23 protein-coding genes are annotated in these 24,919 nt (G+C 71.6%); 17 read left to right on the top strand and 6 right to left on the bottom strand.

The annotated features are described in order from the left end of the window. Positions 1-179: 179 nt before the first annotated feature. Entirely contained in the window at positions 180-884 is a 705-nt protein-coding gene (locus M8C13_RS24435; RefSeq protein ID WP_252483015.1) for an SDR family oxidoreductase, read from the bottom strand. Between the two features lie 131 nt (positions 885-1,015). Between M8C13_RS24435 and M8C13_RS24440 the strand changes: the two genes are divergently transcribed. Next, the gene (locus tag M8C13_RS24440) at positions 1,016-2,590 is read left to right on the top strand and encodes a deoxyguanosinetriphosphate triphosphohydrolase family protein (RefSeq protein ID WP_252483016.1); all 1,575 of its coding nucleotides are present in this window, start codon (positions 1,016-1,018) and stop codon (positions 2,588-2,590) included. 90 nt (positions 2,591-2,680) lie between these two features. On the opposite strand, the gene M8C13_RS24445 is transcribed toward M8C13_RS24440, so the two are convergent. Together M8C13_RS24445 and M8C13_RS24450 are read right to left on the bottom strand one after the other, a co-directional pair. After that, positions 2,681-3,235, bottom strand: a complete 555-nt coding sequence (locus M8C13_RS24445; RefSeq protein WP_252483017.1) for a DUF3558 domain-containing protein — start codon at positions 3,233-3,235, stop codon at positions 2,681-2,683. A gap of 15 nt (positions 3,236-3,250) precedes the next feature. Then, complete coding sequence (locus M8C13_RS24450; protein WP_252483018.1) at positions 3,251-4,213, bottom strand: isopenicillin N synthase family oxygenase; 963 nt, start codon at positions 4,211-4,213, stop codon at positions 3,251-3,253. 248 nt (positions 4,214-4,461) lie between these two features. On the opposite strand from M8C13_RS24450, the gene M8C13_RS24455 reads away from it, so the two are divergent. From M8C13_RS24455 to M8C13_RS24465, 3 genes are all read left to right on the top strand, one after another. Beyond that, a complete protein-coding gene (locus M8C13_RS24455) occupies positions 4,462-7,227 on the top strand; it encodes a S8 family serine peptidase (protein WP_374213133.1) in 2,766 nt (921 codons plus the stop codon). Between the two features lie 74 nt (positions 7,228-7,301). Beyond that, a complete protein-coding gene (locus M8C13_RS24460) occupies positions 7,302-7,907 on the top strand; it encodes a hypothetical protein (RefSeq protein ID WP_252483020.1) in 606 nt (201 codons plus the stop codon). Next, positions 7,904-8,575, top strand: a complete 672-nt coding sequence (locus tag M8C13_RS24465; RefSeq protein WP_252483021.1) for an acVLRF1 family peptidyl-tRNA hydrolase — start codon at positions 7,904-7,906, stop codon at positions 8,573-8,575. The genes M8C13_RS24460 and M8C13_RS24465 overlap by 4 nt, the downstream gene beginning before the upstream one ends. Here M8C13_RS24465 and M8C13_RS24470 read toward each other — a convergent pair. Continuing rightward, the gene (locus M8C13_RS24470; protein ID WP_252483022.1) at positions 8,572-8,961 is read right to left on the bottom strand and encodes a hypothetical protein; all 390 of its coding nucleotides are present in this window, start codon (positions 8,959-8,961) and stop codon (positions 8,572-8,574) included. The two genes, M8C13_RS24465 and M8C13_RS24470, sit on opposite strands and share 4 nt — an antisense overlap. 67 nt (positions 8,962-9,028) lie before the next feature. Between M8C13_RS24470 and M8C13_RS24475 the strand changes: the two genes are divergently transcribed. The 6 genes from M8C13_RS24475 (at position 9,029) to M8C13_RS24500 (ending at position 15,688) form a co-directional block, all read left to right on the top strand. Then, the gene (locus M8C13_RS24475; RefSeq protein WP_252483023.1) at positions 9,029-11,164 is read left to right on the top strand and encodes an acyltransferase family protein; all 2,136 of its coding nucleotides are present in this window, start codon (positions 9,029-9,031) and stop codon (positions 11,162-11,164) included. A gap of 17 nt (positions 11,165-11,181) precedes the next feature. Next, complete coding sequence (locus M8C13_RS24480; RefSeq protein ID WP_252483024.1) at positions 11,182-12,066, top strand: LysR family transcriptional regulator; 885 nt, start codon at positions 11,182-11,184, stop codon at positions 12,064-12,066. A gap of 129 nt (positions 12,067-12,195) precedes the next feature. Continuing rightward, positions 12,196-12,726 carry a hypothetical protein gene (locus M8C13_RS24485; RefSeq protein WP_252483025.1) on the top strand — a complete coding sequence of 177 codons (531 nt, stop codon included), beginning with the start codon at positions 12,196-12,198 and terminating at the stop codon, positions 12,724-12,726. Positions 12,727-12,817: 91 nt separating this feature from the next. Next, positions 12,818-13,654 carry a metalloregulator ArsR/SmtB family transcription factor gene (locus M8C13_RS24490; protein WP_252483026.1) on the top strand — a complete coding sequence of 279 codons (837 nt, stop codon included), beginning with the start codon at positions 12,818-12,820 and terminating at the stop codon, positions 13,652-13,654. 73 nt (positions 13,655-13,727) lie between these two features. Further along, positions 13,728-14,789: a tartrate dehydrogenase gene (locus M8C13_RS24495; protein ID WP_252483027.1), complete on the top strand. Its 1,062-nt coding sequence runs from the start codon at positions 13,728-13,730 to the stop codon at positions 14,787-14,789. After that, on the top strand, positions 14,786-15,688 hold the full coding sequence (locus tag M8C13_RS24500) for an alpha/beta hydrolase (RefSeq protein WP_252483028.1): 903 nt from the start codon (positions 14,786-14,788) through the stop codon (positions 15,686-15,688). Before M8C13_RS24495 ends, M8C13_RS24500 begins: the two co-directional genes overlap by 4 nt. Here the strand turns inward: M8C13_RS24500 and M8C13_RS24505 are convergent. Next, a complete protein-coding gene (locus M8C13_RS24505) occupies positions 15,660-16,022 on the bottom strand; it encodes a GntR family transcriptional regulator (RefSeq protein ID WP_252483029.1) in 363 nt (120 codons plus the stop codon). The genes M8C13_RS24500 and M8C13_RS24505 overlap by 29 nt on opposite strands. A gap of 3 nt (positions 16,023-16,025) precedes the next feature. Beyond that, positions 16,026-16,820, bottom strand: coding sequence for an SDR family oxidoreductase (locus tag M8C13_RS24510; RefSeq protein ID WP_252483030.1), 795 nt, complete (start codon positions 16,818-16,820; stop codon positions 16,026-16,028). Positions 16,821-17,036: 216 nt separating this feature from the next. Between M8C13_RS24510 and M8C13_RS24515 the strand changes: the two genes are divergently transcribed. The 7 genes from M8C13_RS24515 (at position 17,037) to M8C13_RS24545 (ending at position 24,829) form a co-directional block, all read left to right on the top strand. Beyond that, positions 17,037-18,659, top strand: a complete 1,623-nt coding sequence (locus tag M8C13_RS24515) for an ABC-F family ATP-binding cassette domain-containing protein (RefSeq protein ID WP_252483031.1) — start codon at positions 17,037-17,039, stop codon at positions 18,657-18,659. A gap of 191 nt (positions 18,660-18,850) precedes the next feature. Continuing rightward, a complete protein-coding gene (locus tag M8C13_RS24520) occupies positions 18,851-19,063 on the top strand; it encodes a helix-turn-helix domain-containing protein (RefSeq protein ID WP_086780855.1) in 213 nt (70 codons plus the stop codon). Positions 19,064-19,132: 69 nt separating this feature from the next. Further along, positions 19,133-19,951, top strand: a complete 819-nt coding sequence (locus tag M8C13_RS24525; RefSeq protein ID WP_252483032.1) for an enoyl-CoA hydratase/isomerase family protein — start codon at positions 19,133-19,135, stop codon at positions 19,949-19,951. A gap of 91 nt (positions 19,952-20,042) precedes the next feature. After that, on the top strand, positions 20,043-21,914 hold the full coding sequence (locus M8C13_RS24530) for an ABC transporter ATP-binding protein (RefSeq protein WP_252483033.1): 1,872 nt from the start codon (positions 20,043-20,045) through the stop codon (positions 21,912-21,914). Positions 21,915-21,951: 37 nt separating this feature from the next. Continuing rightward, entirely contained in the window at positions 21,952-23,040 is a 1,089-nt protein-coding gene (locus M8C13_RS24535; RefSeq protein ID WP_252483034.1) for a Vms1/Ankzf1 family peptidyl-tRNA hydrolase, read from the top strand. 13 nt (positions 23,041-23,053) lie between these two features. Further along, entirely contained in the window at positions 23,054-23,212 is a 159-nt protein-coding gene (locus tag M8C13_RS24540; protein ID WP_252483035.1) for a hypothetical protein, read from the top strand. Between the two features lie 474 nt (positions 23,213-23,686). Further along, positions 23,687-24,829, top strand: a complete 1,143-nt coding sequence (locus M8C13_RS24545; protein WP_374213134.1) for an IS30 family transposase — start codon at positions 23,687-23,689, stop codon at positions 24,827-24,829. The last annotated feature ends 90 nt before the right edge of the window (positions 24,830-24,919 follow it).

A 24,919-nucleotide genomic window follows, 5' to 3' on the forward strand; every position in this document is an offset into this window, starting at 1 on the left:
CCTTCACAGGGTGGAGGCGACAGAACGGCAGATTCCGGTTGTCGGTCCCGCGAGGACCGTGGCGGCGGCGAAGTGGAATCAACGTTCGCCAAAGTGTGGTCTAGACCACGTCCATCTTGGCAAACGTTGGGATACGCCGGAATACGACAAACGGGTGAGAAGGCGGTGACTCGGCGTGGTTAGTTTGTTTCCAAAGTCCGGCCGTCCGGCCCTACCCGGATCTCCTCGGCGCCACCGGCCAGCGCGTCCAGCATCCGGTCCACCACGTACTGCGGATCCGCGCCCCGGCCGATCCGGTTGGGCCGTCTGCCAGCGGCGGCGCGCTCGCCCATGCCGGTGTCCACGTGCGGCAACTTGGCGTCCAGCACGGTGATCCCGCGCGGCCGCTGCTCCTCGCGCACCGCGGCCAGCCAGGCCGAGAGCGCGGCCTTGCTCGCGGAGTAGGTGGCCAGCTCCGCGGCCGGCCGGTCGGACTCCACGCCGGTGATCGCCGCGATCGCCGAACCCCGGTGCAGCACCGGCAAGGCGGTGCGCAGGATGGCGATCGGCGCCAGGGTGTTGACCGCGAAGAGCTGTTCGGAGACCACGTCGTGGGTGTTCTCCGCGGTGCCGAAGGCCACGATGCCCGAGCACACCACCACGCCCTGGAGCCCGCCGAGCACCTGGTGGGCATCGCGCACCAGCCAGGGGCAGCCCTCCACGTCGTAGGCGTCGAAGCGCTTGTACTGGCAGCCGCCGAGCTCGCGGGCCAGCGCGATGAGTTTTCGGCGGTCACGTCCGGCCAGCGCGAGCTTCGCGCCCCGATCCGCCAGCCCACGGCTGACCCGGCCACCGAGGACACCGGTGGCACCCACCACGAGAATCCGCGCCCCGCTCAGCTCCATAGATCGAGAATCCGCCAAGAATTGACGAAATACCAGGTCTGCAAGGCTGTTCGACCCGGTGAGCCCAGTCCGATCAGCCGCTGCGCCCATACGGCGGGGCGAACCGGCCACCGAGCGTCTACCGTCGTCGCATGCACGATCACGCCACCGACGCGCGAGCGCTCCGCCGCTCCGGGGACTCCGGGGCCGTCGCGGTGCCGCTGGACCTGGCCGCCAGCCCGTTCCGGGTGGACCGGGACCGGGTCGCGGCCAGCCCGTTCTTCGCCAGGCTCGGCGGCGTCACCCAGGTGATCAGCCCCTCCGGCTCCGGGCTGCTGGTGCACAACCGGCTCACGCACAGCATCAAGGTGGCCCAGGTGGCCCGCGCGATCGCCGAACGCCTGCGCCGCAACCCCTTCCACGCCGACCTGGTGGACAAGCTGGGCGGCTGCGACCCGGACGTGGTGGAGGCCGCCGCGCTCGCCCACGACCTCGGTCACCCGCCGTTCGGGCACCTCGGCGAGCAGGTGCTGGACCGGCTGGCCCGGCACCGCCTCGGCCTGCCGGACGGCTTCGAGGGCAACGCGCAGTCCTTCCGCATCGTCACCACCACCGACGTGCGCGGCCCCGCCGCGGTCGGCCTTGACCTGACCGTGGCGGTGCGCGCGGCGATGCTGAAGTACCCGTGGACCCGCCTGTCCCACCCCGATCCGCACCCGCGCACCATGGCCCAGCCGCCGCGCGGCGCGGGCGAGCCCTCGGACGCGCCGGGCACCGGATCGGCCAAGTTCTCCGTCTACGTCTCCGAGATCGACGACATGCTGCAAGCCCGGCTGCCCTTCCAGGGCCGCATCCCGGACTGGCAGCAGACCGTCGAGGCCTCGGTGATGGACACCGCCGACGACATCGCCTACGCCATCCACGACCTGGAGGACTTCCACCGGGTCGGCGTCCTGCAGCACGCCACGGTCGCCGCCGAGCTGGACGTCTGGCAGCGGGAGTGCGTGGAGCTGGCCGGGCTGAGCCGCCCCGACCTCCAGGCCCAGTCCCGCAGGCCGGGCCGGTCCCTGGAGCTGCTGCGCCGCCGCCTGCACCTCAAGGACGGCTGGGTGGTCGACGACGAGGCCTTCGCCGCCGCGGTGGCCAGGGTGCGCAGGGACCTGGTGGACGGGCTGCTCTCCACCCCGTTCGACGGTTCGGTGGAGGCCGAGCAGCTGGTCGCGGACTTCTCCGCGCGCTGGACCGCCCGGCTGGTCGAGGGCGTCACCATGCTCGCCGAACCCAGCACCCGCACCGCGCACGTGGCCCTGGCGGCCGACCAGTGGCACGAGGTGCAGGTGCTCAAGTTCGTGCACCACCGCTTCGTGCTGGGCCGCCCGGACCTGGCACTGCACCAGCGCGGCCAGGCCCGGCTGCTGACCTCGCTGGTGGAGGCCCTCGACCAGTGGCTCAGCGACCGCTACGAGCGCTCCCGGCTGCCCAGGCGGCTCAACGACCTGGTGGAGCTGGCCCAGGAGGAGTACACCACCCTGGCGAAGACCCGGCCGCAGGTGCTGGCCGGGGCCACCGGTGAGCTGCCGGAGGGCCGGGACTCGTTGCGGCGGCTGGCCCGCGGCCGCGCGGTGGTGGACTTCGTCGCCTCGCTGACCGACTCGCAGGCGGTGGCCATGCTGGAGGCGCTCTCCGGCCGCACCGGGCAGCTGTGGACCGACGCTTTTGTGCTGTAGCGGGCCTATTCGGCGCGTCCGCAGACCGAGTACCGCTTGCCGCTGACCGCGGCGACCGTGCAGCGGTCTTGACCATGCCGGCCTGCCGCGTCAGCGGGCGCGGGACAACGCGGTGGCCAGGGCTGCCCCGGCCACCCGCTCGGTCTCCCGGCACAGCTCGTCCTCGCTGAAGGTGTCCTTGCCGGCGCTGCCCGTCACGCTCAGCGTCCGCCCGTCGGCCACGCTCACGTGCACCCCGCAGGGCGCGCCGCGGCCTTCCAGGGAGCTCACCCTGGCCGCCGGGAACCCGGCGATGCCGACAAGTTTCGCCTTCGCGCTGGAGATGCCCAGCCAGCTCTCGATCCCGGCCCCCGCCCACGGGGTCACCACGAACCGGTAGCCGGGCGGGTCCACCACGAAGGCGCACCACGGGTCCTGCGAACCGTCGGCAGGCCCCGGCTCGATCCGGGTCACCCGCAGGTCGCTCTGCTGGGCGGAGGTGAGCAGCTCGCAGGGCGGCACGGTGTGCGCGGCCACCTCGCGCGGCCGCTGGGGTGGCGCGGTGGTCGGCGCCGGGCTGGACCCGCTGGTGGGCGCGGGCGCGCCGGTGCCGCAGGCCGACAGCAGACCGGTGACGGCCAGCGTGATCAACAACAGCGTGCGCATGGATCCCGCCTCCGGTCAGTCCATCGTGATGGCGTCCAGCTTCGCCCGCAAATAGTCGCCGGCCCGCACCTCCGGGTAGGCGACCTTGCCGATCGGCGGTCCCAGCGAGGCGATCCGGGCGTCCGGATCGGTCTCGTAGAAGTAGATCAGCGAGATCAGCTCCTCATCCGGCGCGCTGGCATCCGGCGGCAGCACCCGGTGCCGGGTGGAGCGCCAGCGGTCGCCGGTCCAGCGGGCCAGCAGGTCGCCGATGTTGACCGTGAAGGCCGCCGGGTCGAACGGCGCGTTGACCCATTCGCCGTCCAGGGTGTGCACCTGCAGGCCGCCGACGCCGTGCTGGCGGTCCAGGATGGTGACCGTGCCGAAGTCGGTGTGCGCGCCGATCCGGAACTGCCCCGGCTGCGGACTGCCCACAGTGGACAGTGGCGGGTACCAGTTGATGTTCATGGTGTAGGACGGGTGCTGCCCACGGCTGGTGAAGAAGTCCGGCGCCAGGTCGAGGGCCACCGCGCACACGGTGAGCAGCTCGTCGGCCAGGCGGCGCATGTGCCGCAGGTACTCCTCGGCCAGCTCCTGGAGCCTGGGCGTCTCGGCGGGCCAGACGTTGGGCGCGAACCACTCCCGGTCCAGCTCCGGGTTGCCGGTGGGCTGGTCCGCGCCGACGGAGTAGCTTTCCTTGAGGTCCGGCGGGGACTCCGCGCCCTCGGCGTAGGAGTTGGCCTCCGCGCCCGGCGGCAGCCAGCCGTGCTCGCCGACCTTGACCGCGTACCGCCGTTTGGTCTCCGCCGGCAGCGCGAAGAACTCCTTGGCCGCGGCGCGTACGTCGTCCCGGAGCTCGTCCGGCACGCCGTGTCCGGTGATGAGCAGGAATCCCGATCGCCGCAAGGCGTTGTCCACCTCCGCGGCCACCGCGCGGCGGCTCGCCGGATCACCCTGGAACCAGGGGGTGAGGTCGATGATCGGCACCGCGTCGCTCATGTTCGGACGGTAGCAGCAGTGCCTTCGGCCGTTGGGTGGAACTTTCCGGCCGGTGTAACGGTGGGCATTTGTCAAACCTCTTATCTCACCCGTCGGTACTTCCCCCGAACGGCTGCTGACCAGGGTCAATCGCGACCGTACGTTTACCGATCACCGGGGATCCCGGTGATCGAGTCGCGTGTGTCGGGGCACGCACAACACGTGGAGGGCGCGTGCGATTACGGTTACGTCCATCCCGGCTGACCACCGTGCTGGTGGCCGGGGCGACCTGTCTGGCAGCGGCACTGGGCGCCGTGACACCCGCCGTGGCGGCGCCCAGTGCCGCTGACGACGGGGGCCTGTCCGAGCGGACCGCGCGGCAGATCAACGTCCTGCAACGGGTGAAGGCCACCCAGTCCAAGGCTGAGTCCAAAGTGGACAGTCGGCTGGTGGTGGAGCAGCGGCTGCGCCAGGACCGCTCGCTGCTGACCGCGGCGCCTGAGCTCAACACCGGGATCGCGGTGAACGGCAACGGATCCGTGCTGGTGGAGATCCGCGCCGACCGGGTGGGCGAGGAGCTGGTCGCCGAGGTGCGCAGGCATGGCGGCGTGCTCCGGCACGTCTCCCCGGCCACCCGCACCGTGCGCGCCGAGCTGCCGCTGTCCTCGCTGGCCAAGCTGGCCGCCCGCGGCGACATCCGGCAGATCGAACCGGCCAGCGAGGCGATGACCGCCCGTGCCGGCGCGCCGAAGTCCAGCGAGACCAAGGAAGCGCGCGGCAAGCGGATCGCCGAGCAGGCCCGCGCCGCGCTGGCCGCCAAGCAGCAGCGCGCCGGGGTCGCCGCGGTCACCTCCGAGGGCGACCGGGCGCACAACGCGGACAACGCCCGCCGCGACTACAAGGTCACCGGCGTCGGCGCGAAGCTGTGCGCGATGTCCGACGGCGTGGACTCCCTGGCCGCCATGCGCACCCTGGGCGAGCTGCCCGCGGTGGACGTGCTGGCCGGGCAGGAAGGCGACGGTGACGAGGGCACCGCGATGCTGGAGATCCTGCACGACGTCGCGCCCGGCGCCAGCCTCGGTTTCGCCACCGCCTTCAACGGCGACGCCAGCTTCGCCGACAACATCCGCAAGCTGCGCTTCGAGCTCAAGTGCGACGTGATCGTCGATGACGTGCTCTACTTCAACGAGTCGCCGTTCCAGGACGGCATCATCGCCCAGGCGGTCAACGACGTCACCGCCAACGGCGCGCTGTTCTTCTCCTCCGCGGGCAACGAGGGCAACCTCGCCGACGGCACCTCCGGGCACTGGGAGGGCAAGTTCGTCGACTCCGGCAAGGGGGTCGGCCGCTTCGTCGGCACCGCGCACGACTTCGACCCCGGTGCGGGCGTGCAGATCATCAACCCGATGTCGGCCGGTTCGAACGGCAAGCCGGTGACCCTGTTCTGGGCCGACCCGTTGCAGCGCGCCACCAACGACTACGACCTGTACCTGTTGGACGGCAACGGGAACGTGGTCGCGCTCAGCCAGGGCGTGCAGGACGGGCTGCAGGACCCCTACGAACGGGTCAACACCACCGCGGGCGGCCAGCGGCTGGCCGTGGTGAAGTACCGCGGCGAGGACAAGTACCTGTCGTTGTCGGTGCTGCGCGGCCGGTTCAAGGACGCCGGTGAGCTCAAGGGCTTCGCCACCGCGGGCGTGACCCGTGGCCACTCCGCGGCCAAGGACGCCTTCAGCGTCGCCGCCGCCCCCGCCGCCAAGGCCTTCACCGGCGGCGAGGCAGGCGACCCGGCCAACCCGGCCGGTCCCTACCCCGGCTCCTTCGACGGCAGCTCCAAGCTGGAGCGCTTCAGCTCCGACGGCCCGCGCCGGGTGTTCTTCAACGCCGACGGCACCCCGGTCGCCTCGCCCGAGGGTGAGCTGCGACAGAAGCCGGACCTGACCGCCGCCGACGGCGTGGCCACCAAGACCCCCGGTTTCAGCCCGTTCTACGGCACCTCGGCCGCCGCGCCGCACGCCGCCGCGATCGCCGGCCTGATCCTCTCCGGCAACCCCGGCCTGCCCGCCGCTGAGGTGCGGCAGGCGCTGACCAGCACCGCGGTGGACATCGGCGCGCCCGGCGTGGACAACCGCGCCGGCGCGGGCATCCTGCTCACCGACAAGGTGCTGGCGCACACCGGAGCCAGCCCGCAGCCCAGGGCGGTCGCCCAGCCGCCGACGGTCACGCCGACCAGCGGTGACGGCGACGCGTTCCTGGAGCCGGGGGAGAGCGCCGCGCTGTTCCTGCCGGTGCTCAACAACGGCGACGGCACCGCCGCCTCGGTCAGCGTGGCGCTGACCGCGACCAGCCCCGGGGTGACCGTGGCGCCGCGCACCAAGAACTACGGCACCATCGAGGCCGGGCAGACCGGGCTCAACCAGTTCGCCATCACGGTGCCGGCCTCCCACCCGATCGGGGATCCGGTGGTGCTCTCGGCCAAGGTGACCTTCGCGGGTTCGCTGTCGCCGACCACCACCGCGCTGAGCATCCCGATCGGCCGTCCCTCGCCGGTGGCCAAGGACTTCGCCTACGCCGGCGAGCCGGTGGCGATCCCGGACGGCGACTCCGCCGGGGTCACCGTCACCATCCCGGTGACCGGTGCGGGCAGGCCGTCCAAGGTCACCTTCTCCCTGGACGGCACCGACTGCTCCGCGGCGGAAGGCTCCACCACCGCGGGCATCAGCCACACCTACGTCGGTGACCTGACAGGCACGCTGACCTCGCCGTCCGGCCAGGTCCTCACCCTGTTCCAGCGGCAGGGCGGCGGCGGCAACAACCTCTGCCAGGTGGTCTTCGACGACGGCGCGGCCCAGCCGTTCAGTGGCGTCACCGCGACTCAGGCGCCGTTCACCGGCACCTGGCGGCCGGTGGCCCCGCTGGCGCCTGCGCTGCGCAGCAGTGCCGACGGCAACTGGACGCTGAAGGTGGTGGACAACGTCCGCACCGACGCCGGCCACCTGCGGAAGGTCTCACTGCACATCAACGGGTACGAGTGACCCTCGGTTGAACACCGGCGCCCCGGAGTGACCCAGTCGTCGCTCCGGGGCGCCGTCGTTCTAGTGTTGCGATCGTGACCGGCTCGCAACCTGCTCCCGTCGCCCCCGCGGAGGTGGTGCCGGTGCCCCGCGCGCCAGAGGACGTGCTGGCCGATGTGGCCGCCGCGGTGCTCGGTCCGGGCAGACACCTGAGCGTGGACCTGATGGACCTGCTCGACGGGGTGGTCCGCGGCCCGGTGGACGCGGTGCGCGCCAACGACGACCTGCTGCCCAGGCTGGCGCACGAGAACTCGCTGGACACCGTGCTCACCCAGATCCGCAGGCTGCTGCGCCCCGGCGGCGTGCTGGTGGCCGCGGTGCCCGAGCTGGCCAAACTCGGCGCGCTGCGACCCACGGCACCACCGCCCAGGGTCACCGGCTCCGGCCCGGACCGCCAGGTCACCGTGCAGCTGTGGGACTGGGCCGAGGACGGCGGCTCCTACGGCCTGGACGTGGTGCAGCTGGTGCGCAGCGCCGAGGGCTGGACGGTGGCCGGCGCGGTGTCCACCCACCACCGGGTGCTCTCGGTGGAGGAGGTGGCCGAGGCGCTGGCCAACGCCGGTTTCGCCGCCGTGCAGTGCCTGTCCCCAGCGGAAAGCGGTCACCCGCTGCCGCTGTGCGTCGCACTGGCCCCCCGATGAGCCGGGTCCGCCAGGTCGCCGGCGGCGGCCGCGCCGTCGAGGTCGAACCCGAACGCCTGCAAGGCTTCCTGGACCGCTTCGGCACCCGCCACCAGGGCGTCACCGAGTCCCGCATCGGCCCCGCGCACGCGGTGTTCACCGCCACCGACGGCGCGAAGGCCGAGCTCGACATCCCCTTCGGCGGCCTGCCCGGCGACCCGGTGATCACCCCCGGCCTGCACCTGGACCCCCTGCTGCCGCACCTGCTGCGCCCACGCCGGATCGCACTGGTGCTGGTCCGCCTGGGCGGCCACAGCCTCGGCGTGGCCGAGGGTGCGAAGGTGGTGCTCTCCACCACCGACCGCCGCCAGGTGCACGGCCGCAACAAGGCAGGCGGCTGGTCCCAGCAGCGCTTCGCCCGCCGCCGCGAGGGCCAGGCCAGGGTCGCCTTGCAGGCCGCGGCCGACGACGTGTTCCGGGTGCTGGTGCCCCAACTGTCCACTGTGGACGCCGTGGTGCTGGGCGGCGACCGCTCCGCGCTGGCCGAGCTGCGCGCCGACCGGCGGATCGCGGAGCTGATGAACCGGGCCGAGGAACGGGTGCTGGACGTGCCCGAACCCCGCCGCACGGTGCTGGACGAGGCCGCGCTGCGCGCCCGCTGCGTCGACGTCGTGGTGACCGAGCCCTAGCCAGGTCCCGCGGTGACCTGCAACTCATACGGCCGGTAGTCGTGGTCAGGGTCGCCGGCCTGGAACCCCGCGGAAGTGAGGATCGCCAGCAACGCCTGCTGCATCGCCTCCATCACCTCGCCCTGCCGGGTCAGCACCGGGTCGTCCAGACGCCCCTCGTTGACGCAGTCCGCCGCCGCGTTCGCCATCCGCGGATGGGTGTGCCAGTCGACCCACACCCCGCCCGCCTCATCGTCGGCGGGATCGACTTCCACCCGGACACCCACCCGTAGTCCGGGCGCGAGGTCGCCGGTGATCGGCAGCCCGGCCTCGGCGAGCGTGTCGCGCACGTCGTCGGCCAGGTTGCGCAACTCGCGGAGCCGGGCATCGGAGACCTTCGGCAGCATGGCCCGATCCTATGATCAGCGCCCGCTCTTCAGGACCGCTTCAGACTCACGCCGCAAGCTCGAATCCGTGACCCGAGCCGTGATCACCGCCGCCCCGCGCCGGGTGTTCCGCCCCGAGTTGCAGGGCCTGCGCGCCCTCGCGGTGGCCCTGGTGGTGATCTACCACGTCTACTCGGACCGGATCTCCGGCGGCGTGGACGTGTTCTTCCTGCTCTCCGGCTTCCTGCTGACCGCCCAGCTCCTCCGCGCCGCGGAACAACGCACCCTGGACATTCCGCGCCAGTGGGGCCGCACGTTCACCAGGCTGGTGCCCTCGGCGGCGGTGGTGCTGGCGGCGACCTGCGTCGCGGCGTACGTGATCCTGCCGCCGGAACGCTGGTTCCAGACCATCCGCGAGGTGGTGGCGGCCGCGCTGTTCCTGGAGAACTGGCGGCTGGGCGCGGACTCGGTGGACTACTTCGCGCGCGACAACCTGGCGAGTCCGGTGCAGCACTTCTGGTCGCTGTCGGTGCAGGCACAGCTGATGGTGCTGTGGCCGGTGCTGATCGCCCTGGTCGCGCTGGTGGTCCGGCGCTGGCGGGGGAGGGGACCACGGCCCAGCACCACCGCCCCGGCCGAGCGCCGCGCCACCACCGCACCCGGGCGCGGCCTTCCCACCGCCGCGCTACCCCAGGACCGCGCCTCCGCGGCTGCCGCGCCGCCCGACCGCCGTGCCTCCACCACCGCACCCGAGCGCCGCGCCACCACCGCACCCGGGCTCCGCGTCCCCATCGCCGTCACCCTCGCCCTGCTCACCGCGCTCTCCCTCGCCTACTCCATCCACCTCACCGCCACCGACCAGCCCTTCGCCTACTTCCACACCTTCACCCGCCTCTGGGAGTTCGCCCTCGGCGGCCTGCTCGCCCTGGTCGCCGACCGCATCTCCCTGCCCCGCCGCCTGCGCTGGTTCCTCGGCTGGGCCGGCATCCTGGCCCTGGTCAGTTGCGGCCTTGTGCTCGACGTCGGCACCGTCTTCCCCGGTTACGCCGCGCTCTGGCCGACCACGGCCGCGGTGCTGGTGATCCTCGCCGGTGGGGCGGAGCGGGTGCTTTCCGCGCGGCCGCTGGTCCGGCTTGGCGACCTCAGCTACGCCCTCTACCTCTGGCACTGGCCGGTGCTGGTGCTCTACCTGGTCGCCCGCGGCGGCGGCCAGGTCGGCTGGCGGGGCGGGGTGCTGGTGATCGGGGTTTCGCTGGGGCTGGCGGTGCTGACCCACCGGTTGGTCGAGCGGCCCGTTCCGCGCGGGGCCTACCGGGTCGCGGTGCTGCTGCTGGTGCCCGCACTGGCGCTGGCCGCCTCCTGGCAGGCGCTGGCGGTGCGGGACGCGCGGTACTCGATCACCATCGGCAGCCACGACTACCCCGGCGCGCTGGCCATGACGCCGGGGTTCCGGAGCGCGGGGGAGCTGCCGCCGATGCCGCCGCGGATCGCGCTGCCCGAGGACTGGGCGCGGCTGGACGACCTGGACTGCACCCGCTCGGCGCGCAACCGTGACCTGGAGATGTGCTCGACGTCCACAGTGGACAGTCCGGCGAAAACCGTTGTGCTGGTTGGCGACTCGCACATGCAGCAGTACCTGGCCGCGGTCCGGCCGATCGCCGAGCAGCGCGGCTGGCGGGTGGTCACCATGTTCAAGGGCCTCTGCCCGTTCTCCACCGCCTCGGAGTCCATGCCCGGCGACGCGCCCTGTACGGCCTGGAACGCCGCCGCCGCGGCCGAGATCCTCGACCTCAAGCCGGATGCGGTGTTCACCCTGGCCAGCCGCGACGTGCGGATCGGCCTCAGCGAGGTCACCCCGCCCGGGTTCGTCGAGCAGTGGCGGCGGCTGGCCGCGGCGGACATCCCGGTGGTCGCGCTGCGGGACAACCCGCGCTTCGACCACTGGCCGTCCACCTGCGCCTACGAGCTCGGTCCCGACGAACCCGTCTGCGCCGCGCCCCGGGCCGAGATCTACCCCGACCCACCGCCCTACCTGTCCATTCCGGACCTGCCGCCCACAGTGTCCTTTGTGGACCTCAGTGACCACATGTGCACCCCGGACGTCTGCCCGCCGGTGATCGGCAACATCCAGGTGTACCTGGACAACAACCACCTCTCCGCCAGCTTCATGACCTCGCTGGCCCCGGTGCTGGCCGACCGGCTGCTGCCCGCGCTGCGGCACTGAGCGGTAGCGTCGGGGCCATGGACGCCCGGCAGCTGGCCTACTTCCTCGCGGTGGTCGACCACGGCGGGGTGCACCGGGCCGCGGCCGCGCTCTACCTCGCCCAGCCCTCGCTGTCCCAGGCGATCCGCGCCCTGGAACGCGACCTCGGCCAGGACCTGTTCCACCGCGCGGGCCGTCGGCTGGTGCTCACCGACGCCGGGCGCGCGCTGGTCGAACCCGCGCGGCAGGTGGTGCGCGACCTGGACATCGCCCGCGCCAGCGTGGCCGCCACCGCGGGGCTGGCCGTGGGCCGGGTGGAGATCGCCGCCATGCCCTCCCAGGCGGTGCAGCCGCTCAGCGACCTGGTCACCGCCTTCACCACCCGCCACCCCGGCCTGACCGTGACCATCCGGGCCGCGTTCACCGCGCCGGAGGTCCTCGAGCTGGTCCGCACCGGCGTCACCGAGCTCGGCCTGCTCGGCGCCACCCGGCTGCCGCCCGCGGTGGACGTCCGGCTCACCCCGCTGGGCCGCCAGCGCTTCGTGCTCATCGCCCCGGCCGGCGGACCCTTCCGACCGGGTCAGGTGGTGCGCGCGGAAGACCTTGCCGGGCAACGGATCGTGGTCGGCCAGACCGGCACCGGCATGCGCCGCCTGGTCGAGGAGATCCGGGCCGCCGGGGTCGAGCTGACCGAGGTGGTGGAGACCGAGCACCGCGAGGCCATCCTGCCGCTGGTGCTCGGCGGGGTCGGGGTGGCCGTGCTCGCCGACTCCTGGGCCGAGCTGGCCCGGCGCGCGGGCGCACTGGTGCTCGACCTCGAACCGCCCGCCCACCTCGAGCTCGCGCTGGCCAGCAGGCAGGCCCCGCTCAGCCCGGCCGCCACCGCCTTCCTCGCCGTGGCTGCCGAGTCCACTGTGGACTGATCGCCGAGCAGCCCGGTCGGGTGTCGTTCCGGGCACGAACCGGACACGGTGGCCGCGTGCGGACAACGCCCGATCCCGCCGGACGTCTGTGGGGCAGCCGAACTTCCGGCTTCTGGAGGGGAGCACGACATGGTGTTACGACGAATGGCCCTGCTGTTGTCCGCGCTGGCCGCACTGAGCCTGACCGCGCCACTGACCGCCTCGGCCACGCCCGGCTACTGCGGGATCGACTGGGGCTCCGGGGACAAGAGCGCCATGCTGACCACCACGGCCGAGCTGACCAACCTGCGCGCGGGCCGGCAGGACTGCTTCGACCGGCTGGTCTTCGACTTCCGCGGCCCGGTCGACGGCTACGCGGTCTCCTACGTGCCCGAGGTGACCGAGGACCCGACCGGCAACCCGGTCCCGCTGCGCGGCGGCGCGAAGCTGCTCGTCCGGGTGGACGCCCCGGCCTACGACCAGCACGGCAACCTCACCTACCACCCGGCCAACCGCGCCGAACTCCTCGACGTCACCGGCTACCAGACCTTCCGCCAGGTCGCCTGGGCCGGTTCCTTCGAGGGCCAGACCCACGTCGGCCTCGGCGTGCGCGCCCGGCTGCCGTTCCGGGTCTTCACCCTGCCCAACCGGGTCGTGGTGGACGTCGCGCACCTCTGGTGAGCATCTATCCATCGACAAGTTTCGATGGCGTGACGGAGGCGACAGGTCTCGGCGGATGACGTGAGTATTGATTGCCATCAATACTGAGCGGGTGACCGCGATCGAGGAAAAGCCACTACTGGCTGCTCAGGACGCTGATACCTACGCGAGCTGGTTCGCCAGCCTGGCCGATCCGACACGGGTCCGGCTGTTGCACGCGGTCGCCGTGGTCGGCGAAGCGCCGGTCGGCGTGCTCGCTGAGCAGATCGGCGTGGGTCAGCCCACCTGCTCGCACCACCTGCGCAAGCTCGCCGAGGTCGGCTTCGTCCGGCTGCGGAAGGCCGGCGCCACCACGCTGGTCTCGGTCAACGAGGCCTGCGCGGCCGGCCTTCCGCACGCCGCCGACGTGGTCATGGGCGCACTGGCCGCGCGGCCCGGCGGCCTGGCCGGCCTGCCCGCCGATGTCACCGTGCGCGCCATGACCGAGGCGGACTGGCCCGCGGTCCGGCGCATCTACGGCGAGGGCATCGCCACCCGCAGGGCCACCTTCGAGACCGAGGTACCGCGCCGGGAGGTGCTGGACCGCAAGTGGCTGCCCGGCCACCGCTGGGTCGCCGAGACCGACGGCCGGGTCGCGGGCTGGGCCGCGCTCACCCCGGTCTCGCCGAGGGCCTGCTACGCCGGGGTCGCCGAGACCTCGCTCTACGTCGGCGCGGCCTTCCGTGGCCGGGGCGTGGGCAAGTCGCTGATCCACCGCCAGGTCACCGCCGCCGACGAGGGCGGCCTGTGGACCCTGCAGAGCGCGATCTTCCCGGAGAACAAGGCCAGCCTGGCGCTGCACCGCGCCGCCGGGTTCCGCACCGTGGGCATCCGCGAGCGGATCGCCCGGCTGGACGGCCGCTGGCAGGACACCGTGATGATCGAGCGCCGCAGCAGCACCGCGGACTGATAGGCCGCGCCTATCGGCCTGACCGGCAACCGGTCTTGGACCCGGCGGCGGCCGGACTGGTGCGATCGGGGGCATGACGACCCACCACCGCATCGCCCTGATCCCCGGCGACGGCATCGGCCGCGAGGTCACCCCGGCGGCCCGCAGGGTGCTCGACGCGGTCGGCGCCCGGCACGGCATCCGGTTCGCCTACCAGGAGTTCGACTACTCCTGCGCCCGCTACCGCGAGCTCGGCGCGATGATGCCCGCCGACGGCCTGGACCGGCTCCGCGAGCACGACGCGATCTTCCTCGGCGCGGTCGGCGAACCGGGCGTGCCCGACCACGTCTCGCTGTGGGGCCTGCTGATCCCGATCCGCCGCGGCTTCCGCCAGTACGTGAACCTGCGACCGATCAAGGTCCTCGAGGGCGTGCCCAGCCCGGTGCGCGGCGCGGAGCCGGGCGCGGTGGACCTGGTGGTGGTGCGGGAGAACGTGGAGGGGGAGTACAGCGAGATCGGCGGCAGGCTGCACCGCGGCTGCCCCGAGGAGCTGGCCGTGCAGGAGGCGGTGTTCACCAGGGCCGGGGTGACCAGGGTGCTGGAGCACGCCTTCCGGCTGGCCGCGACCCGGCGCGGGCGGCTGACCTCGGCCACCAAGTCCAACGGCATCGTGCACACCCTGCCGTTCTGGGACGAGCTGGTCGCCGAGACCGCGCCCAAGCACCCCGGCGTGACCTGGGACCAGGAGCACATCGACGCCCTGTGCGCCAAGCTGGTGCTGGACCCCGGCCGCTTCGACGTGATCGTCGGCTCCAACCTCTTCGGCGACATCCTCAGCGACCTGGCCGCCGCGGTCGCCGGCGGCATCGGCCTGGCCCCCTCGGCCAACCTCAACCCCGAACGCGACTTCCCGTCCATGTTCGAGCCGGTGCACGGCTCCGCCCCGGACATCGCCGGCCGCGGCATCGCCAACCCGATCGGCGCGATCTGGACCGCGGCGCTGCTGCTGGACCACCTCGGCCACCCCGAGGCGGCCGCTACCGTGGAGAGCGCGCTGGCGGAGCTGTTGGCAGGCACCGGAATCCGCACCCCGGACCTGGGCGGCACCGCCACCACCGAGGAGTTCACCACGGCCCTGCTGGAGTTCCTGCCATGAGCGTCCCACTGCCCAGCGACTTCACCGCCCGCACCGTCGACGCCGACGGCATCGGCATCCACTGCGTCACCGCCGGAGACGGCCCGCCGCTCCTGCTGCTGCACGGCTACCCGCAGACCCACCTGATCTGGCACGAGGTCGCGCCCCGGCTGGCCGAGCGGTTCACCGTGGTGCTCACCGACCTGCGCGGCTACGGCGACAGCGGCAAACCCGCGCCCGGCCCCGGGGACGCGGAGTACAGCAAACGCGCGATGGCCGCCGACCAGCTCGCGGTGATGCGGCAGCTGGGCTTCACCGAGTTCGGCGTGGCCGGGCACGACCGCGGCGGCCGGGTCGCGCACCGCCTCACCCTGGACCACCCCGAGGCCGTGACCAGGCTGGCCGTGCTCGACATCGTGCCCACCCGGCACACCTTCGCCAACGCGGACAAGGACTTCGGGCTCGGCTACTTCCACTGGTTCTTCCTGGCCGCGGGCAACGGCATCCCGGAACGGCTGATCGGCAACGACCCCGAGTTCTGGATCCGGGCCAGGATGACCGCCCGCCACCACGGCGGCGACCCCTTCGACGAGCACGCGATCGCGGAGTACGTGCGCTGCTTCCGCGACCCCGCCGCGATCGCCGCCTCCTGCGCGGACTACCGCGCGGCCGCGGGCATCGACCTGACCCATGACAACGCCGACGCGGGCAAGCTGATCGAGGTGCCGCTGCTCGCGCTGTGGGGACAGGACAGCTTCGTCGGCCGCACCTACGACGTGCCCGCGGTGTGGCGGGAGTACGCGCGGGAGGTCACCGGGCAGGCGCTGCCCAGTGACCACTACCTGCCGGAGGAAGCCCCCGAGGAGACCGCGGCCGCGCTGGCGGAGTTCTTCAGCCGTCCACCGGCCAGGCGTTGTTGACCGCGTTGAACACCGCCACCCGGTCCGCGCCCAGCAACTTGGCCTGGTGGACGAACTGCGCGGCCAGGTTCGGCAGCTCCTCCGGGGCGAAGGCGGGCGGCTGGTCGGCCACCACGGTGCCCTTGCGACCGGCGGTGCGCACCACGCCCGCCGCCTCCAGCTCCTTGTACGCCCTGGCCACCGTGCCCGCGGCGATACCGAGCTCGGCGGCCAGGCCGCGCACCGTCGGCAAGGGCATGCCGGGGGCCAGACTGCCCGCCGCGATCGCGGTGCGGACCTGGTCGTGCAGCTGCCGCCACGGCGGGGCCGGGCTGTCCGGGTCGACCCTCAGCACGGCTCAGCCCAGGGTGCCAGTGGCGAGCAGGCCACCGTCCACGCGCACGGTCTCGCCGGTGATCCAGTCCGCCTCGTCCGAGGCCAGGAAGGCCACCAGCCGGGCCACGTCCGCCGGCGTGCCCAGCCGCTTCATCGGGTAGGCGCTGGTGATGTCGTCCTCGCGGCCGGTGTAGATCTGCTCGGCGAACTTGGTCTTGACCACCGCCGGGGCCACCGCGTTGACCCGCACCTTCGGGCCCAGCTGCCAGGCCAGCTCCTCGGTCAGCCGGATCAGCGCGGCCTTGGACGCGCCGTAGGCGGCGATCGCGCCGGTGGAGCGGATGCCGCCGACCGAGGCGATGTTGACCACCGAGCCGCCGTGCTCGCCCATCCAGCGGTGCCAGGCCAGCTGGATGAAGCCCAGGGAGGCCACCACGTTGGTGTCGAAGATCTTCTTCACCGCGTTCAGGTCGGCGTCCATCAGGAAGCCGAAGACCGGGTTGATGCCGGTGTTGTTGACCAGCACGTCCAGCGAGCCGAACCGGGCCAGCGTGCCATCCACCGCGGCCTCCCGGTCCACGTCCACCCCGGTGTTGCCGGGCAGGCCCAGCACCCGCTTGTCGCCGTCGGCCACCGTGCCCGCCAGGTGCCGCACCGCGGCCTCGACCTGCTCGGGCTTGCGGGAGGTGATGACCACGTTCGCGCCCCGGCCCAGCAGCTCCTCGGCGATGCCGAGGCCGATACCCCTGCTGGCCCCGGTGACCAGGGCGGTCCTGCCGGTGAAGTCGGTGCGCGCTGGCGTGTTCGGCTGGCTCATGGCCCAGACAATAGGTCAACTTACTCGCGAGTACGAGAGCCGGATCGGGGGTGTCCGGACCAGGTGTGCGCGGGCGCACGGTAAATGAGGTGCGCGCGCCGGGTAAGATGGTCCCGTGGTTCTGATGCTGTAGGCCGCTCGACAGCCCGCCGGTTACGACAGGCGGGCCGACGACAGCTGGGCCTGGCCGACCACAAATACTTCCTGGAGCTTCCCTTGATCGCAGCCACCGGGCTGGAACTGCGCGCTGGTTCGCGCATCCTCGTCTCCGGCGCCAACCTCCGCATCCAGCCGGGCGACCGGATCGGCCTGGTCGGCCGCAACGGTGCGGGCAAGACCACCACCCTGCGCGTGCTCGCGGGCGAGGGCGAGCCGCACGCCGGTGAGGTCAAGCTCGCCGACGAGCTGGGCTACCTGCCGCAGGACCCGCGCGAGGGCGACCTCTCGGTCTCGGTCAAGGACCGGGTGCTCTCCGCGCGCAACCTGGACCAGCTGGCCAGGGACCTGGAGAAGGCCCAGACCGAGATGGCCGAGCTGGTCGACGACGCCGAGCGCGAGCGCGCGGTCCGCCGCTACGGCCGGCTGGAGGAGCGCTTCTCCGCCCTCGGCGGCTACGCCGCGGAGAGCGACGCCTCCCGGATCTGCGCCAACCTCGGACTCCCGCCCAGGGTGATGGAGCAGGCGCTGCTGACCCTCTCCGGTGGCCAGCGCCGCCGGGTCGAGCTGGCCCGGATCCTGTTCGCGGCCTCCGACGGCGGCGGCAAGTCGGCCACCACGCTGCTGCTGGACGAGCCGACCAACCACCTCGACGCCGACTCGATCACCTGGCTGCGCTCCTTCCTCAAGGCGCACGACGGCGGCCTGGTGGTGATCAGCCACGATGTCGAGCTGCTGGCCGACGTGGTCAACCGGGTGTGGTTCCTGGACGCCACCCGCGGCGAGGTCGACGTCTACAACATGAACTGGAAGCGGTACCTGGACGCGCGCGCCACCGACGAGAAGCGCCGCCGCCGGGAACGGGCCAACGCGGAGAAGAAGGCCTCCACGCTGATGGCCCAGGCCGACAAGATGCGGGCCAAGGCCACCAAGGCGGTCGCCGCGCAGAACATGGCCAAGCGCGCGGAGAAGCTGCTGGCCGGCCTGGATGAGGAACGGGTGGCCGACAAGGTGGCCCGGATCCGCTTCCCGGACCCCGCGCCCTGCGGCAAGGTCCCGCTGACCGCGGAGAACCTGTCCAAGTCCTACGGTTCTCTGGAGATCTTCGCCGGGGTGGATCTGGCCATCGACCGCGGCGCCAAGGTGGTCGTGCTGGGCCTCAACGGCGCGGGCAAGACCACCCTGCTCAAGCTGCTCTGCGGCCAGGAGAAGGCCGACTCGGGGCGCGTTGTCGCAGGTCACGGGCTTCGACTCGGGTACTACGCGCAGGAGCACGAGACGCTGGACCACGGCGCGAGCGTGTGGTCCAACATCCGGCACGCCGCCCCGGACACCCCTGAGCAGCAGCTGCGCACCCTGCTGGGCTCCTTCATGTTCAGCGGCGAGCAGCTCGACCAGCCGGCCGGCACGCTCTCCGGTGGCGAGAAGACCAGGCTCGCGCTGGCCGGTCTGGTCTCCAGCGCGGCCAACGTGCTGCTGCTCGACGAGCCGACCAACAACCTGGACCCGGCCAGCCGCGAGCAGGTGCTGGACGCGCTGCGTAGTTTCTCCGGCGCGGTGGTGCTGGTGACCCACGACCCCGGAGCGGTGGAGGCTTTGGAGCCGGAACGGGTGATCTTGCTACCCGATGGCACCGAAGATCACTGGTCAGCGGACTACCTGGAGCTGGTGCAACTCGCTTAGGCCCTGTTCGCGACCGCCGATCGGGCGGTGCTGACTACACTTAGCGTGCTTCGTCGATCAACTATCGGTGAGGCAGGTACCATTTGGCGACGTTTTTCCATGATCGCCTAGCATTTACTGCCTTCCTGTTCGATCATTGCCCCCAAGGGGTCGTTGATCGACCCACCTGCTCGGACGGAAGGCGGGACAAGGTGGCGACTGACCTGAAGAAGGGCGCCCGGATCACCGGCGCGGCTCGGGACAAGCTTGCCTCTGACCTGAAGAAGAAGTACGAGAAGGGCGCGAGCATTCGGTCCCTGGCCGAGTCCACCGGCCGTTCGTACGGCTTCGTGCACCGTGTGTTGAGCGAGTCCGGTGTGACGCTGCGGGGCCGGGGCGGCGCCACGCGCACCAAGAAGAAGTGACGTCGGGACAACCGACGACTGCGAATTTTTCCCACCACACAACAGAATCCAGGAGCCGACGAGTTCCCCATGCCAGATGAATCGAAGATCGACGCTGGCCTGCTGGAGCGCGGGGGTGTCCAGCTCGCCGTGGAAGGTCCGCTTGCCACGGTCACGCTGAACCGGCCCGAGGTGCTCAACGCGCAGACCCCCGCGACCTGGGACGCGCTGCGCGAGATCGGCTCGGCGCTGTCGGACGAGGTCAGGGTCGTGGTTGTGCGCGGGGTCGGCCGCGCCTTCTCCGCTGGCCTCGACCGGCGGTTGTTCACCGCGGAGGGTTTTGACGGGCAGCCGGGTCTGGTGTCCCTCGCCTCGGGTTCGCCCGAGGACTCCGATGCCGTGATCGCCGAGTTCCAGCGGGGCTTCACCTGGCTGCGCGAGTCGAACTTCATCACCGTGGCGGCGGTGCATGGGCACGCGATCGGCGCGGGTTTCCAGCTCGCCCTGGCCTGCGACCTGCGGGTCGCGGCGGAGGACGCCCAGTTCGCGATGGCCGAGACCAGCCTCGGGCTGGTTCCCGACCTCGGCGGCACCCTCCCGCTCGTGCAGTGTGTCGGATACGCGCGAGCCGTGGAGATCTGCCTGACCGGCCGACGGGTCGGCGCCGAGGAGGCCCTGCGGATCGGGCTGGTCAACGAGGTCGTGCCAGCCGACGCGCTGGATGCCGCGGTGGCCAACCTGGTGGCGCGGTTGGTCGCGCCCATGCCGGGTGCGAGCCGGGAGACCCTGGCCCTGCTGGCCAAGGCCGCGGGCAGCCCGTCGCTGTCCGAGCAGACCGCGGCCGAGCGGTCGGCCCAGCTGCGCAGGCTCGCCGAGCTGAAAGCACTGATGAACCCGGCCGGCTCCTGATCCCTACCGGTCCCACAGCTGAATAGTTTCACCACGGAATAGTTCACAGGCTCCGGTTGTTGTGCTGGGCGAACCAGCACGAGGAGGGGCCGTGGACGGCACGTGGATGTTGATGCGTGGGGCGATGCGCCAGGACGCCGCCAGTAAGAAAGTGCGGCGCGGCACCCTGCGACGGGTGCTCACCTTCGCGCGCCCGCACCGTGGCAAGCTGCTGGTCTTCCTCGCGTTGACCGTCATCTCCGCGGTGCTCGCGGTCAGCACCCCGGTGCTGGCCGGGCAGGTCGTGAACGCGATCGTGGACGGCAAGGACTCGGGCCTTGTCGTCCGCATCGCGCTGCTCATCGCCGCCATCGCCCTGCTGGGCGCGGCGATCGGCCTGGTGGAGCGCTGGCTGTCCTCCCGGATCGGCGAGGGCCTGATCTACGACCTGCGCCGCGCGGTGTTCGAGCACGTGCAGCAGCTGCCGGTGGCCTTCTTCGCCCGCACCCGCACCGGCGCGCTGGTCAGCAGGCTCAACAACGACGTGGTCGGCGCCCAGCGCGCGTTCACCTCCACCGTCTCCGGGGTGCTGACCAACGTGATCCAGCTGGCCCTGGCCCTTGGCGTGATGCTGACGCTGTCCTGGCAGGTCACCGTGCTGGCGATGCTGCTGCTGCCGGTGTTCGTGCTGCCCGCCCGCCGGGTCGGGCGGCGGATGGCCGACCTGCAGCGGGAGGCGGCCGGGCACAACGCCGGGATGACCAACCAGATGACCGAGCGGTTCTCCGCGCCCGGGGCGACCCTGGTGAAGCTGTTCGGGCGGCCGAGGGAGGAGGCCGAGGAGTTCGGTGGGCGGGCCGCGCGGGTGCGCGACATCGGCGTGCGCAACGCGATGACCACGATGTCCTTCGTCACCGCGCTGACCCTGGTGTCCAGCCTGGCGCTGGCGCTGGTGTACGGACTGGGCGGCTGGCTGGCGATCCAGGGCGAGCTGGCGGCGGGAACCGTTGTCTCCCTTGCCCTGCTGCTCACCCGGTTGTACTCGCCGCTGACCGCGCTGGCGAACGCGCGGGTGGACGTGATGAGCGCACTGGTCTCCTTCGAGCGGGTGTTCGAGGTGCTGGACCTGCCACCGTCGATCACCGAACGGGCCGACGCCACCGTGGTGCCGCCGGGCGGGGTGTCCGTGGAGTTCCGGGGCGTGCACTTCAGCTATCCGGCCGCGAGCGAGGTTTCCCTTGCCTCCCTTGAGGATGTGGAGACCCTGGACAAGCGCGGCGGCCAGGAGGTGTTGCACGGCATCAGCTTCCGCGCCGAACCGGGTCAGCTGGTGGCCCTGGTCGGCTCCTCCGGCGCGGGCAAGTCCACGATAGCTTCGTTGGTGCCCAGGCTGTACGACGTCAACGCCGGGTCCATCCGACTGTCCGATGTGGACGTCCGGGACCTGTCCTTCGACGCGATCCGGGAAGCCGTCGGCGTGGTCACCCAGGACGGCCACCTCTTCCACGACACCATCGGCGCCAACCTGCGCTACGGCCGCCCGCAGGCCACCGACGAGGAGGTCTGGACCGCGCTGCGGCAGGCCAGGCTGGCCGAGCTGGTCGCCTCGCTGCCGGACGGCCTGGACACGGTGGTGGGGGAGCGGGGCTACCGGCTCTCCGGTGGCGAGCGGCAGCGGCTGACCATCGCGCGGTTGCTGCTGGCCCAGCCCAGGGTGGTGATCCTGGACGAGGCCACCGCGCACCTGGACTCGGCCTCGGAGCTGGCGGTGCAGGAGGCGCTGACCGAGGCGCTGGCCAACCGGACCGCGCTGGTCATCGCGCACCGGTTGTCCACCATCCGGGCGGCGGATGTGATCCTGGTGGTGGAGGACGGCCGGATCCTGGAGCGGGGCTCGCACCAGGAGCTGCTGGCCAAGAACGGGCGTTACGCCGAGCTGTACCGCACCCAGTTCGCGCAGGAACCGATGGCCCAGACGGGTTGAGCTGAATGGACCATGCCGGACCGGGTAACCCGCCGGCATGGACCTGAGCCCATTCCGCGAACTGGCCGGGGCCACCGGCCCGTTCGCCACGGTGTACCTGGACGTCTCACACGACACCGCGCAGGCCGGCAAACAGATCGACCTGCGCTGGCAGAGCGCCCGAGCCAGCCTCGCCGAACAGGGCGCGGACCCACCAACGCTGGCCGCGCTGGACCGCGCCCTCACCGAGGCCCCACCCGCCGTCGGCCGCGCCGGCCGGGCCCTGGTCGCCGGGGGCGGCAAGCTCTGGCTGGACGAGCCACTGCGCGTGCCACCACCCCAGCCCCTGGCTCACTACGGCGCACTGCCCGACCTGGGCCCCCTGCTCGCCGGCCGCACTCCCGGTATCGCCCACGTGGTCGCGGTGATCGACCGGACCGGCGCTGACCTGCGCGGATTCGCTGCCGACGGCAGCCTGGCGGCCAGCCCGGAGGTCGAGGGCGACCGGCACCCGGTGCACAAGGTGGGTGGCGGCGGAATGTCGCACGGCCACATCCAGCACCGGGTCGAGGAGACCTGGCACGCCAACGCCAAACAGGTCGCCGAGGAGATCGACCGGCTGGTGGGGACGCTGAACGCCCAGCTGGTGGTGCTCGCCGGTGACCCCAAGGCCCGCGCCGACGTACGCGACAGCCTGAACCACCGCTGCGCCACCATCGCCGTCGAACTCTCCGGCGCCAGCCGCGCCGACGCCAACGAGGAGACGGTGACCGAGGCCGTCCAGTCCCTGGTGGCCAACATCGCCGCCGCCCACGGCCGCGAGATCGAGGAACGCTTCGTCCAGGAGCTCAACCGCCCAGGCGGCCACGCCGTCAGCGGCCTCCCCGAGGTCACCGCCGCCCTGCGAATGTCCACAGTGGACACGCTGTTGATGGACCCGGAAGTCGAACGCGCCCACCAGATCTGGGTCGGCGACCAGCCAACCCAGCTGGCAGTGGCCCAGGAGGAGCTCCGCGACCTGGGCGTCCCCAACCCCAGACCGGAACCCGCCGACGCGGCCCTGCTGCGCGCCACCGCCGCCACCGGCGCCCAGCTCCAGATGACCCCCGGCCTGCGCGACGGCGTAGCGGCCCTCCTCCGCAGCTGAGAAAGGAACCGAGATGGAACGCGGCAACACCAAACACGGCCCCCGCAAGGACGAACAACTCGAAGCCGAAACCCAGGGCATGATCAAAGCCAACCGTCCAACGCGAGCCGAAGAGTGGCGCGACCCCGAACCCCCGGCCGACGACGACCCGCCGGTGATGCGCCCGTCCTAGCCCGCCGCGCGGATGACGCGGGGATCGACAACAACCGTGAGCGGGCGAAGCCCGGACTGGCAAGGGTTTGGCTTGACACACAAGAGGTCCTCTCGTCTTCTCCGTACGGCCTGGAGACCGCGCACCGCATCCCGCCGAGCAGACGCTCACAGCAACCGCCGCCAAAGCCTCGCAACGTGACGGCGGCTGCTCGGCGGGATGTGGTTCGCTGTCGGAAGGTCGTGCGGAGAAGACGAGAGGTCCGCGAGCACGCTGGAACCGGCCCCGGCAGCCTGCTCAACCCCGCAACCTGCTGGTCCCGGCTTTTGACTTGTCAAACCCCTCCGGTGGTCTGCTTGGGTTCTAGCGGTCGTCGCAACACCCGATCCCACGGGAAGTGTGATGACCTTTCAGATCCGCCCCCTCCGCATCGCGCAAGGACCCCGCAAACTCACCCGGGAACGCGAGGAATACTTCCGGCTCGTGAACCACGGCATCAGCAGCCGGGAGGCATGCCGCATCGTCGGCGTGGACCGCCGCACCGGTTTGCGCTGGCGTAACGGCACGACCCCAGCATCCAAGAAAACCAGAACCAAACCCACCCCACCACGGACACCCATCCCGCCGGCAGCACCAGCAACGCGGTACCTCAACGAGGACGAACGCCTCTACATCGCCGACCGCTACCGCGAACGCGCCACAATCCGCACCATCGCAGCCGAACTACGACGCGCTGCCTCCACGATCAGCCGGGAACTGCGCCGCAACGCCCACCAGCCCACCGGTGTCTACCGGCCGCATGCCGCCCACAAGAAAGCTCTCCTGCGCGCACGGCGCCCCAAAATCGGCAAGATCGCCGCCAGTTCCGCCCTGAGACAGGCCGTCCAGCACGGTCTGGATCTCACCTGGAGCCCGGAGCAGATCGTGCAACGCTTGCGACGGGACTTTCCCGACCAGCCGGAGATGCACGTGGCCCACGAAACGATCTACCAGGCCCTCTACGTTCAAGGACGAGGCGAGCTCCGGCGGGAGTTGGCCCAAGCGTTGCGCACCGGCCGCGCCCTGCGCCGCCCGCACCGCTGCACTCAGCAGCGGCGGACCCGTCCGCAGATGGCCGCTCCGATGGTCATGATCAGCGACCGTCCCGCCGAGGTTGAGGATCGCGCGGTGCCCGGCCACTGGGAAGGCGATGTGATCATGGGTGGCTACAACGCCTCGGCGATCGGGACCCTGGTCGAGCGCACCACACGCTTTGTGATGTTGGTGCACTTGCCACGCGGCCGGGCGGCAGAAGCGGTGCGGGATGCTCTGGCCGCGACCATGCTCACCCTGCCCTCACAGCTACGGCGGTCCTTGACATGGGATCAGGGCAAGGAGATGCACTATCACCATGAGTTCACCCTGGCCACGGACATGCCGGTCTATTTCTGCGATCCGCACTCGCCCTGGCAGCGGGGCAGCAACGAGAACACGAATGGTCTGCTGCGCCAGTACTTCGCGAAGGGCACGAATCTGTCGGGATATGGACGAGAGTACTTGGACGCGGTCGCCGCGGAGCTGAACGGGCGGCCCCGGAAGACGTTGGGCTGGGACACGCCAGCTGAACGGTTGGCTACCATCCTGGCCGAGGCCGGCTAGCAGCAGTGTTGCGACCACCCCTGGAATCCACCCTGCCCGTCCGGCGAGGACATTCTTTTCGCTTTTGATCTTAAAATAAAAGACAAAAGA

Origin of the sequence: Crossiella sp. SN42, assembly GCF_023897065.1 — a bacterium.
Classification (GTDB): domain Bacteria; phylum Actinomycetota; class Actinomycetes; order Mycobacteriales; family Pseudonocardiaceae; genus Crossiella.

Excerpts from the sequence above, each read along its gene's own strand:
- M8C13_RS24450 (WP_252483018.1), bottom strand. The coding sequence starts at position 4,213 with ATGAGCGACGCGGTGCCGATCATCGACCTCACCCCCTGGTTCCAGGGT.
- M8C13_RS24480 (WP_252483024.1), top strand. The coding sequence starts at position 11,182 with ATGGACGCCCGGCAGCTGGCCTACTTCCTCGCGGTGGTCGACCACGGC.
- M8C13_RS24470 (WP_252483022.1), bottom strand. The coding sequence starts at position 8,961 with ATGCTGCCGAAGGTCTCCGATGCCCGGCTCCGCGAGTTGCGCAACCTG.
- M8C13_RS24465 (WP_252483021.1), top strand. The coding sequence starts at position 7,904 with ATGAGCCGGGTCCGCCAGGTCGCCGGCGGCGGCCGCGCCGTCGAGGTC.
- M8C13_RS24525 (WP_252483032.1), top strand. The coding sequence starts at position 19,133 with ATGCCAGATGAATCGAAGATCGACGCTGGCCTGCTGGAGCGCGGGGGT.
- M8C13_RS24440 (WP_252483016.1), top strand. The coding sequence starts at position 1,016 with ATGCACGATCACGCCACCGACGCGCGAGCGCTCCGCCGCTCCGGGGAC.
- M8C13_RS24495 (WP_252483027.1), top strand. The coding sequence starts at position 13,728 with ATGACGACCCACCACCGCATCGCCCTGATCCCCGGCGACGGCATCGGC.
- M8C13_RS24485 (WP_252483025.1), top strand. The coding sequence starts at position 12,196 with ATGGTGTTACGACGAATGGCCCTGCTGTTGTCCGCGCTGGCCGCACTG.
- M8C13_RS24445 (WP_252483017.1), bottom strand. The coding sequence starts at position 3,235 with ATGCGCACGCTGTTGTTGATCACGCTGGCCGTCACCGGTCTGCTGTCG.
- M8C13_RS24510 (WP_252483030.1), bottom strand. The coding sequence starts at position 16,820 with ATGAGCCAGCCGAACACGCCAGCGCGCACCGACTTCACCGGCAGGACC.
- M8C13_RS24435 (WP_252483015.1), bottom strand. The coding sequence starts at position 884 with ATGGAGCTGAGCGGGGCGCGGATTCTCGTGGTGGGTGCCACCGGTGTC.
- M8C13_RS24500 (WP_252483028.1), top strand. The coding sequence starts at position 14,786 with ATGAGCGTCCCACTGCCCAGCGACTTCACCGCCCGCACCGTCGACGCC.
- M8C13_RS24540 (WP_252483035.1), top strand. The coding sequence starts at position 23,054 with ATGGAACGCGGCAACACCAAACACGGCCCCCGCAAGGACGAACAACTC.
- M8C13_RS24535 (WP_252483034.1), top strand. The coding sequence starts at position 21,952 with ATGGACCTGAGCCCATTCCGCGAACTGGCCGGGGCCACCGGCCCGTTC.